The organism is Streptomyces sp. NBC_00483, assembly GCF_036013745.1.
Lineage (GTDB): Bacteria > Actinomycetota > Actinomycetes > Streptomycetales > Streptomycetaceae > Streptomyces.
The window spans coordinates 10,148,228-10,164,867 of sequence record NZ_CP107880.1 but is presented as its reverse complement, the minus strand read 5'-3'; the positions used below and the strand labels follow the sequence as shown (position 1 = coordinate 10,164,867).

General features: G+C 71.7%; 14 protein-coding genes. 10 read left to right on the top strand and 4 right to left on the bottom strand.

Annotated features, from left to right (window positions below; all coding sequences use genetic code 11):
- Positions 1-195: 195 nt before the first annotated feature.
- The 6 genes from OHA73_RS45375 (at position 196) to OHA73_RS45350 (ending at position 8,072) form a co-directional block, all read left to right on the top strand.
- Complete coding sequence (locus OHA73_RS45375; RefSeq protein WP_327658367.1) at positions 196-1,284, top strand: LacI family DNA-binding transcriptional regulator; 1,089 nt, start codon at positions 196-198, stop codon at positions 1,282-1,284.
- 89 nt (positions 1,285-1,373) lie between these two features.
- Positions 1,374-2,972: an FAD-dependent oxidoreductase gene (locus OHA73_RS45370; protein ID WP_267073070.1), complete on the top strand. Its 1,599-nt coding sequence runs from the start codon at positions 1,374-1,376 to the stop codon at positions 2,970-2,972.
- Positions 2,973-3,021: 49 nt separating this feature from the next.
- Positions 3,022-5,148, top strand: a complete 2,127-nt coding sequence (locus OHA73_RS45365; protein ID WP_267073071.1) for a hydantoinase/oxoprolinase family protein — start codon at positions 3,022-3,024, stop codon at positions 5,146-5,148.
- A complete protein-coding gene (locus OHA73_RS45360; RefSeq protein WP_267073072.1) occupies positions 5,145-5,768 on the top strand; it encodes a hypothetical protein in 624 nt (207 codons plus the stop codon). The genes OHA73_RS45365 and OHA73_RS45360 overlap by 4 nt, the downstream gene beginning before the upstream one ends.
- A gap of 1 nt (position 5,769) precedes the next feature.
- Positions 5,770-7,053 (top strand): TRAP transporter large permease subunit, encoded by a 1,284-nt coding sequence (locus OHA73_RS45355; RefSeq protein WP_266725390.1) that lies wholly within the window; start codon positions 5,770-5,772, stop codon positions 7,051-7,053.
- A gap of 35 nt (positions 7,054-7,088) precedes the next feature.
- Entirely contained in the window at positions 7,089-8,072 is a 984-nt protein-coding gene (locus tag OHA73_RS45350) for a twin-arginine translocation signal domain-containing protein (protein ID WP_267073073.1), read from the top strand.
- A gap of 6 nt (positions 8,073-8,078) precedes the next feature.
- Here the strand turns inward: OHA73_RS45350 and OHA73_RS45345 are convergent, their stop codons facing one another.
- Both OHA73_RS45345 and OHA73_RS45340 read right to left on the bottom strand, forming a co-directional pair.
- Positions 8,079-9,431 carry an MFS transporter gene (locus OHA73_RS45345; protein ID WP_267073074.1) on the bottom strand — a complete coding sequence of 451 codons (1,353 nt, stop codon included), beginning with the start codon at positions 9,429-9,431 and terminating at the stop codon, positions 8,079-8,081.
- Positions 9,428-10,600 (bottom strand): acyl-CoA dehydrogenase family protein, encoded by a 1,173-nt coding sequence (locus OHA73_RS45340; RefSeq protein ID WP_267073075.1) that lies wholly within the window; start codon positions 10,598-10,600, stop codon positions 9,428-9,430. Before OHA73_RS45340 ends, OHA73_RS45345 begins: the two co-directional genes overlap by 4 nt.
- A gap of 201 nt (positions 10,601-10,801) precedes the next feature.
- On the opposite strand from OHA73_RS45340, the gene OHA73_RS45335 reads away from it, so the two are divergent.
- Both OHA73_RS45335 and OHA73_RS45330 read left to right on the top strand, forming a co-directional pair.
- Positions 10,802-11,458 (top strand): TetR/AcrR family transcriptional regulator, encoded by a 657-nt coding sequence (locus tag OHA73_RS45335; RefSeq protein ID WP_267073076.1) that lies wholly within the window; start codon positions 10,802-10,804, stop codon positions 11,456-11,458.
- Between the two features lie 62 nt (positions 11,459-11,520).
- Entirely contained in the window at positions 11,521-12,312 is a 792-nt protein-coding gene (locus tag OHA73_RS45330) for a thioesterase family protein (protein WP_267073077.1), read from the top strand.
- Positions 12,313-12,373: 61 nt separating this feature from the next.
- Here OHA73_RS45330 and OHA73_RS45325 read toward each other — a convergent pair whose 3' ends face one another.
- Positions 12,374-14,032, bottom strand: coding sequence for an isocitrate lyase/phosphoenolpyruvate mutase family protein (locus tag OHA73_RS45325; RefSeq protein ID WP_267073078.1), 1,659 nt, complete (start codon positions 14,030-14,032; stop codon positions 12,374-12,376).
- A 94-nt stretch (positions 14,033-14,126) separates the two neighbouring features.
- Here OHA73_RS45325 and OHA73_RS45320 point away from each other — a divergent pair, with 94 nt between their 5' ends.
- Positions 14,127-14,600, top strand: coding sequence for an SRPBCC domain-containing protein (locus OHA73_RS45320; protein WP_266725375.1), 474 nt, complete (start codon positions 14,127-14,129; stop codon positions 14,598-14,600).
- Between the two features lie 72 nt (positions 14,601-14,672).
- Here the strand turns inward: OHA73_RS45320 and OHA73_RS45315 are convergent, their stop codons facing one another.
- Positions 14,673-15,221, bottom strand: a complete 549-nt coding sequence (locus OHA73_RS45315; protein WP_327658366.1) for a putative immunity protein — start codon at positions 15,219-15,221, stop codon at positions 14,673-14,675.
- Positions 15,222-15,496: 275 nt separating this feature from the next.
- Between OHA73_RS45315 and OHA73_RS45310 the strand changes: the two genes are divergently transcribed.
- A complete protein-coding gene (locus OHA73_RS45310; RefSeq protein WP_327658365.1) occupies positions 15,497-16,636 on the top strand; it encodes an LCP family protein in 1,140 nt (379 codons plus the stop codon).
- Positions 16,637-16,640: the final 4 nt, after the last annotated feature.

Below are 16,640 nucleotides of genomic sequence, written 5' to 3'. Positions count from 1 at the left end.
TCTCTGGAGGAACCCGGTCGCCGTCCGCGGCCGGGTTCCTCGGCGTGCTCAACCGGTGTGCGCAGCACTCTCGTTGAGCATCAGAAATCTCCGTACAACCCCTTGACCCCGCACGGGAGGCGCCCGCACAGTACCCGTTAATGCGCATTACCTAATACGCATTACCAACGGCGGACACCCCGAGGAGCGGCAGGCGTGGAGCAACCCAGGAAGCGGGCGAAGCCGGGGCGTGCCCCGGCTCCGGCGGGCCGGAAGTCCCGTCCCCGGCAGGCCGAGGTCGCGCGGCTCGCCGGTGTGTCGCAGGCGACCGTCTCGCTGGTCCTGAACGCCCGGCGTGACGGCAAGGGCGCGACGATATCCGAGGAAACCCGGCAGCGCGTCCTCGAAGCCGCGCGCAACCTCGGCTACGTTCCCGACCCGGCGGCCCGCCGCCTCGCGGCCGCCCGCAACAACCTGCTCGGCGTCTTCAGCTTCACGTCGGCGTTCCCGACCGATGTGCAGCACTCGTATTACCCGTTCCTGGTGGGTGTGGAGCAGGAGGCCGCCGCGCGCGGCTACGACCTGGTCCTCTTCACCGCGTCCAGCGGTGGAGGTCCGGACGCGCTCAGCCGGGTGCGACTCGCCGACGGCTGTCTCTTCCTCGGCCGGCATGTGCCGCGCGCCGAACTGAAGCGGCTCGTCGCCGACGGGTTCCCGGTCGTACACCTCGGGCGTAGAGAGGAGCTGGAAGGGCTCGCCTGGGTGGGCGCCGACTACGTGAGCGCGAGCCGCGACGTGGTCGCGCATCTCGCCGGGTTGGGGCATCGCCGCATCGTGCTCGTGCGCGAGGACGACGACGCCCCCGCCTCCACGGACCGTCAGCAGGGCTTCCTCGACGGGCTCGAAGGGGCGGGGCTCGCGGGTGGTCCCGGCTCCGTGCTGCGGTGCGCGGACCCGGTGGCCGAGATGACGGCCGAGCGGGTCCGGGAGCTGGTCGCGGACGGCGTGACGGCGTTCGTCGCCGAGGAGACGGACACCGGGGCGGCGTGGCAGGCGCTGAGCGGGGCGGTGGCGGAGGCCGGGCTCTCGTGTCCGGGGGATGTCTCCCTGGCGCTGCTCGGCAGCCCGCCGCCGGAGCTGGCCGCGGGTCCCGTACCGACCGGGTTCGACGTGCCACGGCACGAGTTGGGCGCGGCGGCGGTACGGCTGCTGTCCGCCCAGGTGGCCTGTGAGGAAGCGGACGAGCCGTTGGTGGCCTGCGAGTTCCGGGCCGGGCTCACGGCCGGACCGGCACCCCGTCCGTAAGCGACACACCCACAGAGCTACACCCCCACACACGTACATAGCGACACACGTACACAACGACACGCGCACGCACAGCACGAAGGAGTCATGTGTTTCCCGAACCGGAGATCCTCATCGTCGGCGGCGGCCTCGGCGGTGTCGCCGCGGCGCTTGCCGCCTGCCGCGCGGGACGCCGTGTCGTGCTCACCGAGGAGACCGACTGGATCGGCGGGCAGCTCACCGCGCAGGCCGTGCCGCCGGACGAGCACCCTTGGGTGGAGCAGTTCGGCACGACGGCCTCGTACCGAGCGCTGCGCGAGGGCATCCGCGCGTACTACCGGCAGTGGTATCCGCTGCGCGGCGAGGCGCTCGCCCTGCCCGAGTTCAACCCGGGCGCGGGCCGGGTCAGCAAGTTGTGTCACGAGCCGCGGATCGCGCTCGCCGTCCTGGAGGGCATGCTCGCGCCGTACCGGGCGAGCGGGCTGCTGACCGTTCTGACGGAGCACCGGGCGGTGTCCGCCGAGTCGGACAACGATGTCATCACCGCGGTCTCCGTGCAGGATCTGCGCACCGGGATCGTCCGCGGATTCACTCCTCCCTATGTCATCGACGCCACGGAGACGGGCGCGCTGCTCGCCCTCGCGGATGTCGAGCACGCCAACGGCGCCGAGGCGCAAGGGGAGTTCGGTGAGCCGCACGCGCCCGCCGAGGCGCAGCCGGACAATCAGCAGGGCATCACGGTGTGCTTCGCGCTCTCGCACCACGAGGGTGAGGACCACACCATCGACCGTCCCGAGGACTACGACTTCTGGCGCTCCTACCGGCCGGATTTCTGGCCGGGCCCGCTGCTCGGCTTCGAGGCTCCCGACCCGCGCAGCCTCGCACCGGTCCCCCGCACCTTCGTGCCGAACCCGGAGCTCGACCCGCTGGCCGTGAGCGCCGACCAGAGCGCCGACGCGGGTGACAAGGAACTGTGGGGTTTCCGGCGGATCCTCGCCCGCAAGCTGCATCAGCCGGGCGCCTTCGACTCGGACATCACGCTCGTCAACTGGCCTTTGAACGACTACTGGTTGAAGCCGTACATCGGGCAGGAGGCCGAAGCGCTGCGCGAGGCGCGGCAGTTGTCGCTGTCCGTCCTGTACTGGCTGCAGACCGAGGCCCCGCGCGCCGACGGCGGCACCGGCTTCCCCGGGCTGCGGATCCGCCCCGATGTGACCGGCACGACGGACGGCCTCGCGAAGGCGCCGTACGTCCGCGAGTCGCGGCGCATCAAGGCGGTGACGACGGTCGTGGAGCAGGACGTCGCCATCGACGTCGTCGGTCCGTACGGCAGGACGCGCTACCGGGACTCGGTGGGCGTCGGCAACTACCGCATCGATCTGCACCCCTCGACCGGCGGCGACAACTACATCGACGTCGGCTCGGTGCCGTTCGAGATCCCGCTGGGCGCGCTGGTTCCCCGGCGGGTGCGCAATCTGCTGCCGGCCGGCAAGAACATCGGCACCACCCACATCACCAACGGCTGTTACCGGCTGCACCCGGTGGAGTGGAACATCGGCGCGGTCGCGGGAGCGCTGGCCGCGCACTGTCTCGCCGAGGACGTGACGCCGCATCAGGTGCAGGCGGAGGAAAAGTGGTTCGACGAGTTCGGGCGGCTGCTCGACCGGTCGGGTGTGCAACGTCACTGGCCCGATGTGCGCGGCTACTGACCGACCGGCCTGCGCTCCGACCGACAACGCACAAGGAGGTGCGTACGACATGAGCACACGGATACGCGTCGGGATCGACGTGGGCGGCACGTTCACGGACGCCGTGGCCGTCGACGCGGCGACGCTCGGCCTGGTGGGCCAGGTGAAGGTGCCCACGAGCCATCATCATGAGGACGGTGTCGCGCACGGCATCGTGCAGGCACTCGACCGGCTCCTGGAGCAGGTCGACCGCACTCCGGCCGATGTGACGTTCCTGGCGCACGGCACGACGCAGGCCACGAACGCGCTCCTGGAGGGCGACGTGGCGATGGTCGGGCTCATCGGCATCGGCACGGGCGCGGGCGCGGTGCTGACCCGGCGGCTCGCCGCGCTCGGCAAGCTGGAACTCACACCGGGCAAGAAACTGCCGCTCGCATACGCCCACGTCCCGGACCCGTTCGACACCGACGCGGTGCGGGCCGCCGTGACCCGCGTTCAGAAGGAGGGCGCCGAAGTCCTCGTCGCCACCGAGCCGTTCGGGGTCGACCGTCCCGACGGGGAGCAGGCCGTGCTCGACGCGGCGCAGTCCTCAGGGCTGCCGATGGCGGCCGCCCACGAGATCACGTCGCTGTACGGGCTGCACAAGCGGACGCGTACGGCGGTGGTGAACGCGGCGATCCTGCCGCGGATGCTGGCGACCGCGGAACTCGTCGACTCCTCCATCACCAAGGCGGGGGTGGACGCGCCGCTGATGGTGATGCGCTGCGACGGCGGTGTCATGTCGCTCGCCGAGATGCGACGCAGGCCCCTCCTCACGGTCCTGTCGGGTCCGGCGGCCGGGGTCGCGGGCGCGCTGATGCAGGAGCGGATCAGCGAGGGGGTGTTCCTGGAGACGGGTGGCACGTCGACGGACATCAGTGTGGTGCGGCGCGGCAAGGTCGCGGTGCGGCACGCGACGATCCTCGGCAAGACCTCGTATCTGAACGCCCTTGATGTGCGTACGGTCGGGGTCGGCGGCGGCTCGATGGTGCGTCTTGGACAGGACAAGGTGGCGGGCGTCGGGCCGCGCAGCGCGCACATCGCCGGGCTTCCGTACGCGTGTTTCGCCACGCTCGACGATCTGCGGGACGCGAAGCTGGCCACGGTGACGCCGATGACCGGCGACCCGGACGACCATGTGGTGCTCGACGCGGCGGGCGGCCGGTTCGCGCTCACGATGACGTGTGCGGCGAACGCGCTCGGGCGGGTGCCCGAGGGTGACTTCGCGCGTTGCGACCAGGAGGTGGCGCGGGCCGCGCTGGCCCCGCTGGCCGCCCGGCTCGGCACCGACGTGGCGGGGGCGGCGCGTGCCGTGCTCGACGCGGGGGCCGCGCCGGTGCAAGCGGTCGTGGACGCGATGGTCAAGGACTACCGGCTCGACCGCGACACCGCGGTCCTGGTCGGCGGGGGCGGCGGCGCCGCGTCCGTGACCCCGCATCTCGCGGCGACCACCGACATGGAAGGGCGGATCGCCCGGCACAGCGAGGTGATCAGCCCGATCGGCGTGGCCCTCGCGCTGGTGCGCGAGCAGGTCGAGCGGATCGTGCCGGGTGCCACGCAGGAGCAGATCCTCGCCGTGCGCGCCGAGGCCGAGCGGGCGGTCGTCGCGCAGGGCGCCGCGGCCGACGGTGTCGAGGTCGAGGTGACCGTCGACCCGCAGACCAGCACGGTGCGGGCCGTCGCCACCGGCGCCACCGAACTGCGCACGCAGGACCGGGCGCACCGGGCCGACGAAACGGAGCGGCTGAAGGCGGCCGCCACCAGCCTCAAGACCCAGCAGGACGCCGTCGACGTGCTGGCGGGCACCGACGCGTACACCGTGTACGGCACCGAGGTGCGGCGCCGGCTCCGGGGCACGCGGCGGCCGGTGCGGGTGGTCGACGCGGACGGTGTCGTGCGGCTCGGGGCGCCGGACGCGCGGGTGGAGACGACGACCGTGGGCGCGGCCGGCGAGGCGCTCGCGGCGCTGGTGCGGGACGCCACCTCGTACGGGGACGGCGGGACGCGGGCGCCCGCGGTGCGGCTGCTCGTCGGCGGCCGGATCGCCGATCTGTCGGGGGTGCTCGAACCCGAGGCGCTACTGGCCCTGGCGCGCAGCGAGTTGCGGGCGCGCGCGGCCGACGAGCCGGTCGTGGCGGTCGTGGAGTCCCGCGCATGAGCGGCGGCGCCGGCCGGGACCACGACCTGGACCTGGCGGTACGGCTGCTCGCCGGCACCCCGACGCACGAGGGGCGGGATCCGCTCCTGATGGGCCAATGGGCGCTCGCCGCCGAGGAGTTCGGGGCGCGCCTGTCCCCCGACGCGATGACCGCGCGGATCGTCGAGCGCGACGGCGGCCTCACCGAGGGGCTGCTCGCCCGCTTCCGGTCGAGGCCCGCGCAGATCGAGCTGTACGTCGACACCATCGACCGCGCCGAACGGCTCATCGACGAGCGGGGCTGGCGCTCCTGGTTCCCCGAGGGCTCGGTGCGGGCGGCGGCGCTCGCCCACGAGCGGGCCCACGAACATCTCCACCACGCGCGCGTGCGGGCCGAGTTCAAGCGGGCGCTCGGCCACACGGCGCTGCGGCTCGGGCGGCGCCGCGTGTACGCGCATGTCGCGGGCGCCGACGAGCTGGCCGCGCACGCCTATGCGCGTGTCGCCTGCGGCCTGGGCCGCAGCCCGCTGCTGCTCACGGAGGCGCTCGCCACGGCCGTGACACAACACGCCGGCACCGTACAACCCACTAGAGCCGTACACCCCGACAGAGCCGTGCACCCCGACAGAAGCGAGAAGTGACATGGGTGTCGTCATCCTGCTCGTCATGGCGGCCGGAGTGGCCGCCATGCTGAGCCGCAAACTCCCCACCGCGTTCGCCCTCGTGCTGCTCGCCGTGGTGATCGCGTTCCTTGCGGGCGCCCCGCTGACCGGCAAGAACAGTGTCCTGGACACGGTCCTCCAAGAAGGTGCCCCGGCGCTCGCCGCAACGATGATCGCGATCCTGCTCGGTTCGTGGCTCGGCAAGCTCCTGGAGGAGACCGGCATCGCGGGCACCCTGGTCCGTAAGATCGTCGAATTCGGCGGTGACCGGCCGGTGTTCGTGGCGCTCGGAGTGCTCGTCGTGTCGGCGCTCGTGGGCACGGTGACCGGGTCCGCGCCCGCGGCGATGCTCGCCGGGCTCATCGGGATCCCGGCGATGATCGCGGTGGGTGTCCCGAAGGTGACGGCCGCCGGGACGATCCTGATGGGGATCGCCGTGGGCATCCCGTTCGAGCTCCCGGTGTGGCAGTTCTTCTCCACCGCCCTCGACCTGCCGATCCCGACGGTGCGCGGCTTCATGGTGAAGCTGTTCCCGTTCGCGCTCGTGGCGGCCCTCGCCTACGTGCTGATCGAGTCGCGGCGACGCGGTGTGGAGCACACATGGTCGCTGCGGTCGGTCCAGGACAAGCCGCGGGCGCGCGAACGGAAGCCGCTCGGCGACGCCCCGTGGTACGCGCTCCTGACGCCGATCGTTCCGCTGGTACTGGCCCTCGGCTTCGAACTGGCCATCATTCCCTCGCTGTTGGCGGGTGTGCTGTACGCGCTGGTGACGACGACGCGGCCGCGCGACATGAACCGCCGCCTGCTGCGCACCCTGTACGGCGGCTTCGAGGTGGCGGCCCCGCCGATCACACTGTTCGTGGCGATCGGCATCCTGCTCGCCGCGGTGAATCTGCCGGGCGCGGTCGACGCGCTCGAACCACTGTTGAAGGCGGTCAGCCCGCAGAACGCGGTGCTGTTCGTCCTCGTCTTCACCGTGCTGGTGCCGCTGTGCCTGTACCGGGGTCCGCTCAATGTGTTCGGCCTCGGCGCCGGCATCGCGGGCGTCCTCATCGCCACCGGCATCTACCCGGCCGTCGCCGTCCTCGGCATGGCCACCTCGTACAACCAGGTCTTCGGCGTCGCCGACCCGACCAGCACCCAGACGGTGTGGAGCGCCCAGTACGCGGGTGTCTCGCCGCAGCAGGTGATGGTGCGCACGCTGCCGTACGTGTGGGTGGTGGCGCTCGGCGGTCTGTGCGTCACGGCCGCGACCTACCTCTGACCTCTTTCCGCCACCCCTCGACATCAGGAGCGCTCATGCAACGTCGTACTTTCCTGCGCGCCGCCGCCGTCACGGGATCCGCCATGGCCCTGGGCGGGATCCCGGTCCCCTCGGCCTCGGCCGCGCCGGGCGGATTCCCCGACTACACCTACGTCCGCACGCTACTCTCCCCCGCCGACCTCAAGTACAACCCGACGGGCGAGATCATCTTCCCGACGGTCCGCGGCGTCTTCGACAAGCTGGCCGAGCCGCTGGGCCGCTACTACCTGTACTACGCGCCGCACGACGCGCCCGGCGGCATCTGCCTCGCGTACGGGGACTCGCTGGAGGGCCCGTTCACGGAGTACCCGGACAACCCGATCGTGTCGAACGACTGGTCCCCGCACTACTCGGTCAGCCACGTCTCCTCACCGCATGTGCAGTGGATGCCCCAACACCGGGAGTTCTGGCTGTACTTCCACGGCGAGAACACCACGACGCGGCTCGCCCGCTCGAAGGACGGCATCCACTTCACGTACGACAAGGTGGTCCTGTCGACGTCGATGATGCCGGCGGGCACCACCGAGACCTCGTACGCCCGTGTCTTCGCTCACGAGCTGCCGGCTCGCGGCGCCCACTACGTGATGCTGTTCATGCTGAACAACACGACCAACCACCGCGACATCTGCTGGGGTTGGTCGGCGGACGGCCGCGACTGGACCTTCGACCAGACCCCGCTCGTGCGGCACTCCGACGTCGACGCGGTCAATGTGGGCGGACCGCACCTGCTCACGCGCGGCGGCTCCGCCTACGTCGTCTACAACAAGGACAAGGAGAGCGGCGGCGACCTCATGATCACGGAGGTCGGCGCCGACTTCTCGCTCCGCAAGCACCTCGGCGTCTTCTACAACTCGGGCGCCTCGGCCCCGGAGAACGGCCGGGCGGCCGCCCCCTCGTTCGGCACGCAGGGCGGCGTGCCGTACATGGTGTACGAGGCCGGGGAGAGGCTCGCCGGGGCGATCGCGGTGGCCCGCGGCTGACGCTGGTCAGTCGCTCGCGGGGGCGGCGGCCGGGGTGTCCTGCGGGGATTCCACCGGCGCCGACTTCGCCCGGCGCCACGGGCCGCGGAAGAGCAGCGACGCCGGGACGAACACGGCCATGCAGCACAGCGAGACGATCAGCCAGGCCCGCCAGCCGTGCGATTCGACGACGCGGGGCACGGCGATGAGCACCACCACGCCCATCGCCTTGGTCAGGAAGGTGAAGACGCCCCAGGCGGTGCCCTGCAGGCGTGGGTCGACGTCCTCGGCGTTCTCCGAGAAGTTCGCCATCCACGGCCCGTAGGCGCAGCCCATCACTCCGCCGAGGAGCGCGCCGGTGATCGCGATGTGCAGGTGCGAGACGTCGTCGCGTCCGACGAGACCCGCCAGGTACCCGGTGAGCAGCACACTGCCCACCGTTCCTGCGACGCAGAAGGGCTTGCGCAGTTGCAGCCGGTCGGAGAACCGGCCGGACAGGACGAGGGTGAAGATGTTCAGCGTCCAGAACGCCGCCATGATCTGCGAGGCCGTCGCGGCGTCGAGGTCGAAGCTCTCGGCGAGCATCGTCTGCCCGTACACGACGAGTGTCACGTACAGCACGAGCCAGGACGCGATACCGATCACGTGGGCCCAGATGGCGCGGTGCTTGAACAGGTCGCGAGAACGGGCCGGTTGGGTGTGATCCGCCCGGCCGAGGGTCTCGCGCTCGGACTGCACGATGCGGGCGCGCAGTTCCGGTGAGAGGTCCGCGATGTTGAAGGCGATCACCACGGAGAGCACGAGGGACACCGCCCCCATGATGACGAACTGCGAGCGCCACGAGTCGTCGAACAGTGGCAGCGTGAGGCTGGCGACCGCGGCGGCCAGGAAACTCGCCCCGACCGGGCCCCAGGTCCAGAAGCCGAAGGCCTGCGCCCGGCCCATCCGCGGCGAGAAGTCCCGCACCAGCGGCGCGGTGCCCGCCATCGCCATGCCGTCGACGACCGACAACACGGCCCGCACGGCGAGGAGTTGGCCGGTTGAGTGGACGGTCGTCATCAGGAAGCAGCAGCCCGCGGTGAGCATCAGCAGCGGCACGATGAGCCGCACCCGGCCCACGGTGTCGGTGAGCCGTCCGCCGACCATCGACGCGATGGCCCCGGCGACGAGCGCCGTCGCGGAGACGGCGCCGTAGGTGGTCAGCGTGATGTCCAGGTCGTCGAGGAGCAGCGGCACCACGGGCGCGATCTGGCCCTCGTAGGAGGCGATGAGGACCGCGAGGACCGCCATCGACAGGATGCGCATCCGCTGTCCGGCGTCCGGGTACTGGTCGAGCTCGCGCACCCGGAAGATCCGGATGCGCGGGCGCCGCCCGGTCACTCGCCGATCCCGCCGAGTCGTACGTGCCCCTTGATGAGGTTGCGGGCGATGGTGCGCTTCTGGATCTCGTCGGTGCCCTCGAAGATGCGCAGCAGCCGCAGCTCGCGGTACCAGCGCTCGATGGGCAGTTCCTTGGTGTAGCCCATGCCGCCGTGGATCTGCAGGACGCGGTCGACGACCTGGTTGGCCATCACCGCTCCGTTGAGTTTGGCGATGGAGGAGGCGTGCCGGGCGTCGAGGCCCTGCTGGACGCGCCAGGCCGCGTACAGGGTGAGCCACTTCGCGGACTCGATCTCCACCTGGGAGTCGGCGATGTGCCACTGGATCGCCTGGTAGTCGGCGATGGGCCGGCCCATGGAGTGCCGCTGGCGGGCGTAGTCGACGCCCATCTGGAGCATGCGCTCGGCGGAGCCGATGGCCCGGGCGGGGATGAGGTAGCGGCCCTGGCCGATCCACTGCATGGCGAGCTCGAAGCCCTTGCCGACCTCGCCGAGGACGTTGCGGCCGGGGACGCGTACCTCGTCGAAGACGAGCGAGGCCGGGCCCCACTGGCCCATGGTCTCGATCGGTTCCGACTTCCAGCCCATGTCGCGGTCGACGAGGAAGCAGGTGACACCGCCGTCGGCGCCCTTGTCCGGGTCGGTGACCGCGAACACCATCACGAAGTCGGCCTCGTTGCCCCCGGTGATGAAGGTCTTCTCGCCGGTGATCAGCCAGTCGTCGCCGTCGCGCACGGCGCGGCTGCGGATGTTGCGGGCGTCGGAGCCGGCGCCGGGTTCGGTGATGGCGAAGCAGGAGCGGCGCTCGCCCTCGATGGTGGGCAGCAGGTACTCCTGCTTCTGCTGGTCGTCGCAGGCGTAGAGGATGTTGTCGGCGCTGCCACCGAAGCTGAAGGGGACGAACGTACGGCCCATCTCCATCGCGATGATCGCCGACATGACGGCGCCGAGGTTCATCCCGCCGTACTCCTCCGGGGTGTTGACGCCCCAGAAGCCGGACCTGCGCGCCTTGGCGCGGAGTTCGGCGACGGCCTCGGCTTCGACACCCGGCTGACCTGCCCGTTCGTTGCGCAGGACGTCCTGCTCCAGCGGCATCACTTCCTTGGTGATGAACGCGCGCACGGTGTCCCTGATCTGACGTTCCTCGGTGGACAGCGAGAAGTCGACCATGGAAGTGCCCCCTCAATCCGAATGCGGGAATCCTGGAACGGGAATCTAGGAATGAGTTCAAGTTGCCCGCGGCCCGGCGGTCGGTCAAGAGGTCGGAACAAGTTCAACCGGGCTTCTGGCGCGGAGAATTGGCTGATTCTAAAATTCGGTTCGGTACGGCAGTGGGTGCGCAACAGTGGGTACGGAGGGGGTGACGACCGGATGACACGCAAGGCGGAGCGGATCTCGGCCAAGGACAACGCGTGGCAGTGGAGCCGCACGGAACAGACCCGTCGGACCCTGCTGGACGCCGCCCGCGAGGTCTTCTGCGAGCAGGGGTTCACCGACACGGCGATCGTCGCGGTGGTGCGCAGGGCGGGGTCGAGCGTCGGCAGCCTCTACCACCATTTCGGCGGCAAGACGGAGCTGTTCGTCGCGCTGTGGGAGGACTACGAGAGCTCCCGCGAACGCGAGGCGGCCGAGGCGGTGGCCGCGGCGCGGGCGGCGGGCGAGACGGATCCGCTGGAGCTGTTCCTCGTCGGCACCCGCAGCTTCCTGGAGGGCTGTTGGCGGCGGCGTGATCTGATCGAGCTGTGGATGGACGGCGACGGCCCGCCCGGCTTCGAGCTGATGCGCCGGGCGCGCGGCCGCGAGTGGATCCGGCAGAACTCGGTGCTGCTCGAAGCGGGCAAGGAACCCGTGGACCGGCTGGTGGTCGGCGTCCTCACCTCCGTCATCGGCGAGGCGGGCCGGGAGATCGGCACGTGTGCGCGCAAGCGGGACGCCGACGCGATCTGTCACGCCACGCTCGCGCTCATCCGCAGGCTGGATCCGCTGCACATCGATCCGCTCCGGACGGCTCACCCCCGTACGCACTGACGCGCGCACCGACGCACGCGCTCAACCAGGCACCAGGCAACAGGCACTTGAAAGGAACACACGTGGCACAGACCGAGGACGCGGCGCCCTACTTCACCAGGAGCGCGGACACGTTCGTGCCCGAGTCGCACGCGCGCGGCTGGTGGGCGCCCGACACGGTGCACGGCCGGCTCCTGGGCGGGCTCGCCGCGCGGGCGCTGGAGCGCGAACACGCCGAGGAGGGGCTGCACTTCGCGCGGCTCACCGTCGATCTGTTCCGCACCGCGCCGTTCGCCCCCGTCGGTGTCACCACGGAGCGGGTCCGCGACGGGCGGCGGATCCGCGTGGCCGACGCGGTCGTGCGCGGCAGCGACGGGAAGCCGCTGGCGCGGGCCAGTGCCGTACTGCTGCGCACCGGCACACCGCCACCCGGACACATTCCCGCGACCGGTCCGTGGGACGCGCCGCCGGCGCAGGAGCTGCTGGCCCCGCACGGGCGCACCCAGTTCCTGCGGTTCGACGATGAGCTCCGGCCCGTGCGCGAGTGGAGCGGCGATCAGCGGCGGCGGTCCTGGATGCGCGACGCCCGGCCGCTGGTGGGCGGGGAGGCCCTGTCCCCGCTCGTTCGCGCCGCGCTGGCCGCCGACACCGCGAGCCCCCTCGCCCACGCGAGCGACCACGGCCTGCGCTACATCAACGCCGACTACACCCTGTCCCTGAGCCGACTCCCGCTCAGCGACGAGATCGGCCTGGAGGCGACGGGGCACACGGCCGAGGACGGCATCGCCGTCGGGCACTGCACGCTGTACGACGCGGCGGGCCCGATCGGCTACTGCACGACGACGGCACTCGCGAATCGCGCACCGGAGCGCTGACCGCCTGCTACAGGGACCGTTCCTGGGCTTGGGCTTGGGCTTGGGCATGGGCATGGGCCTGCTACAGGCCCTGTACTTCCCCGTACGAGAGGGTGTCGCCGGTGGGCCGTCGTCCTTCGCGGACGGCCCGCGCGGCGGCCACGGCCTCGCCGAGCGCCGTGCGGTAGAGCAGCGAGCCGAGGCTGACGCGGCGGACGCCCAGCGCGGCGAGCTCGTCGAGGGTCGGCCCGGTGGGCGAGTAGAGGATGTTGAGCGGGAGCTCGAAGCGGGCTGCGATGTCGCGGATCCGGTCGGGCTCGGCGAGGCCCGGCACGAACAACCCGTCGGCGCCCGCTTGTTGGTACGCGGCGAGGCGCTCCTCGGTGTCCGCACGGTCACGGCCCAGCCAGTACGTGTCCGTGCGGGCGTTGACGAACAGTTCGGGGACGGCCGCCTTGACCGCTGCGATCTTCGCGGCGTGCTGGTCGACTGGGGTGATGCTGCCGTCGGCGCGACCGTCCTCGAGGTTGATCCCGGCGGCGCCCGCGGCGCTCAACTGGCGGGCGAGGTCGGCGACTTCCTCCGGGTCGTCGCTGAATCCGCCCTCCATGTCGACAGTGAACAGCAGCGGGGTGCGCCCGAGTCGGCGGGCCAGGTCGAGGGTGGCGTCAGCGGTGACACCCGCGCCGTCCGGGAGCCCGGCCGCGGCGGCCACACCGAGGCTGGTGGTGCCGACGGCCTCGAACCCGGCGCCGGCCAGGGCGGCGGCCGAGGCGCAGTCCCAGGCGTTCGGCAGCAGCAGCGGCGCGTCCTTGCGGTGCAGGCGGGCGAAGGGGGTGACCGAGGGCCGCCGGTGCGCGAGGGCCCCCGCGGCCAAAGCCATGGCGTGTTCCCGGCCGGGGCAGACGCGCGGCGGAGCCCCGAAGGCGAGCGGCGCGTCGGCGTCCGTGGGGGCGGCCGCCGTGGCATCCAGGAGGACGAGATCCCCGGCGGCGATGTCCCGGCCGACGACGCGGGTGTCGCGGGCGGCGACGCGGCGCAGGACACGGACGGGCGGGTCGTCGCGCAGGGTTTCGTGGAGGAGCTGCTCGATGGGGCGGGTGTCGGCGGAAGCGGCGTCGCCGGGGGCGAGGGTGGTGTCGGCGGGGGCCGCGGGAGCGGCGTCGGCATGGCGCACCAGGGCCGCGGTCGCGTCACGGGCCTGCACGAGGAGGCAGATGCGGGCGGCGGCGAGCTCGGTGTGGTCCGGGTGTCGGGGGCCATCGGGGCCCGGTTGCCGGAGGCTCTCGCCCACCAGCTCCCCCGGCGGGGACAGCAGCTCCACCAGGCGCGCCACCGCCGCGTCGGCCTCCGGGTCCTCGCCGCCGAAGTAGACACGGGACACGGTCCCGATCGCCCCCGCCACGGCGTGGGGTTCCCGGTATCCCAGGGCCTCGGCGAGGGTGCTCACCACGTACGGGGCCGCGTCCTCGGCCTCGGGCCACCGGGTGGCCGCCTTCCGTAGCCGCGCCACGTCGAGGCGGGCCAGCTCGGCCTCCACCAGCGCCCTGCGCCGCGCATGCGTCTCGCCGGAACTGAACCGGGGCACCGAGGCACGCAACCAGGCCATCGACGCGCCCTCCTTCCCCTTGGCGGCGGGCTGCGCCTCAGGCGCCTCCGGCATCTCCGGCACCAGGTCCGGGTTGGCCAGCGCCGCACGCGCGTCCTCGTAACGGGGGATCTCATGCACGGTTCGGTTCATGCCACCGACGCTAGGCGCGCAACGCTTCGGGACCGGCCGAAGCGTCCTCGCGTCTTCCCGGGTCGGCCCAAGGGCCGAACGCTACGCTCGGCCGATGTACTCGACCGAGCTCACCCAGCACGTGAACGCCCCACGTGCCGCCGTCTACCGGGCGCTCATCGACGCGGACGCGATCGCGCACTGGCGGGTGCCCGACGGCATGACCAGTCGTGTGCACGAGTTCGACGCCCGCGAGGGCGGAAAGTTCCGCGTCTCGCTCACCTACGACGCGCCGACCGGGAACGGAAAGTCGGCCTCGCACACCGACACGTACCACGGACACTTCGCCAGGCTCGTGCCGGACGAGCAGGTGGTCGAGGTGCTCGCCTTCGAGTCCGCCGATCCCGCGCTGCGCGACACGATGACGATGACCACCACGCTCACCGACGCGGGCGGCGGCACCGAGGTGCGGATGCTGCACGAGGGGATCCCCGACGTCGTGCCCGCCGACCAGAACGAGACGGGCACACGGATGGCACTGGAGAACCTCGCCCGGCTCGTGGAAACGGACCCGCGCTTCGGCGGCTGACTCCAGGCACCCGCACCGACATCAGCACCAGCACCAGCACCAGCACCAGCACCGGAAGGTGCCGCCTCCGCGTTACTGGCGCGGACCACGCAACGACGCGTCGAGCGCGCTCATCAGGTGCGCCACGCGCCCCTTCCCCTGAGGCGCCGCAGGGTACCGGCTCAGCACGTCGACGAGGACGGGAGTGGCGCGCCGCCGGGCCCGCTCGATGTCCCGCTCCCCCGCCTCCGGGTCACCGCCCGCGGCCAGCTCCGCCACACGGGCCGCGCACGCGGCGGCGCGCAGGATGTGGCCGACCTGCGTGGCCTTCGCGATGGGGTGCAGATACGCGGCGGATGCGGCGTCGCCCGCGGCGCGCGCGGCGAGCCGTACGGCTTCGGTGTCCGCCGCCGCGGCGGCCCGGTGCGCGTCGAGCGAGGTGACGCGCTGCAGCCGGGACCGGTTCGCCCCGTTGACGAACTCCCACGCGGCGTCGACGGCCGCGCGGGGCCGCGGGTCGTCCGGCGCCGCGGCCTCGAACACGGGGAGGACCGGCTGGGCGCTCTCCACGACGAACCGCGCGACCGCGCGCAGCTCGTCCATGGTCAGGTCGAAGTCTCCGGTCACGGTGCTCGTCGCCATGTCCCGATCCTCTCACCGGGGCCACACGGGTCCGGAAGCCCCGGGCCGGTCGGGCCCTTCGCCTCTGTGCTGCACCCCGCCGCCTGGGCGACCGTAATAGGGACGGAAGTGGAGTGTCCGTGTGCACCGCAGCGCACGACCGCCCACCCAAGGCCGCCCGGCGACGTCACGCCCGGCTGAGCGCCTCTCCCCGCACCGACGACGAGAGCCCCGGCAGGCCGCTGTGCGCACCACCGCCGGTCCGGGCCGGCCCCTCCATGAAAGGTTCCCCACCGATGGCCACGCGCGAAGGACGACGGTTCCCCCTGCCCAAGCGGAACCCGGACAAGCAGAGCCGCAAGGCCGAGCGCACGCGCAAGGACGAACGCACGCGCAAGCAGCGCATCGTCCGCCGGGTCATCTGGGTCGTCGCACTCCTCCTCGTCGTCTGCCTCGGCACGGCCGGCTGCGCGTACTGGCGTCTGGACCACAACGTGTCCGGCATCGACCTGTCCAAGGTGCTGACCGACACCGACGACTCCGGCGCGATGAACATCCTCGTGATGGGCTCGGACTCCCGGTCCGGTGACAACGGCGACCTCGCCGGGGGCGACACCGGCGGCACCTCTCGCTCGGACACCACGGCCGTCGTGCACATCAACGAGGACCACACCAAGGCCGAGACCGTGTGGATCCCGCGGGACACCCTCGTCGACATCCCCGCGTGCACCGACAGCGACGGCGACACGGTCCCCGCGCAGCAGGACGCCATGTTCAACTCGGCGTACAGCGAGGGCGGCCCGGAGTGCACGGTGAAGACCGTGGAGCAGATGTCGGGTCTCGAGCTGAACCACTACGTAGAGCTCGACTTCTCCGGCTTCGTGGACTTCATCGACGACATCGGCGGTGTCACCATCACCACGACCGAGGACATCGACGACCCCGACAGCGGCTTCGACGAGCCGGCCGGCACCCACCACCTCGACGGCGACGAGGCCCTCGCCTTCGTCCGCACCCGGCACGGTGTCGGCGACGGCTCGGACCTGGACCGCATCACCCTGGAGCAGCAGATGGCCACCGCCGTCATCGACCAGGTGAAGGACCTCGACCTGGTCACCCACCCCAAGAAGGCCTACGACCTCGCGTCCGACCTGACGAAGTCCCTGACCACGGACACCGGCCTGGACTCGGTGAGCTCCCTCCTCGGCCTCGGCAAGAGCCTGACCGGCATCGGCGCGGACGACGTCACCCAGGTGACGCTCCCGACCGAGACCGCCCCCAGCGACCCCAACCGCGTCGCCCCCAAGACCCCGGACGCGGACCAGGTCTGGAACGCGCTCAAGAACGACGCGTCCATCCCGTCGTCGATCGTGCACGACCAGCGGGAGAACCCGGCGAACTCGTCGAACTCATCGAACTCGTCGAACTCGAAGTGACAAC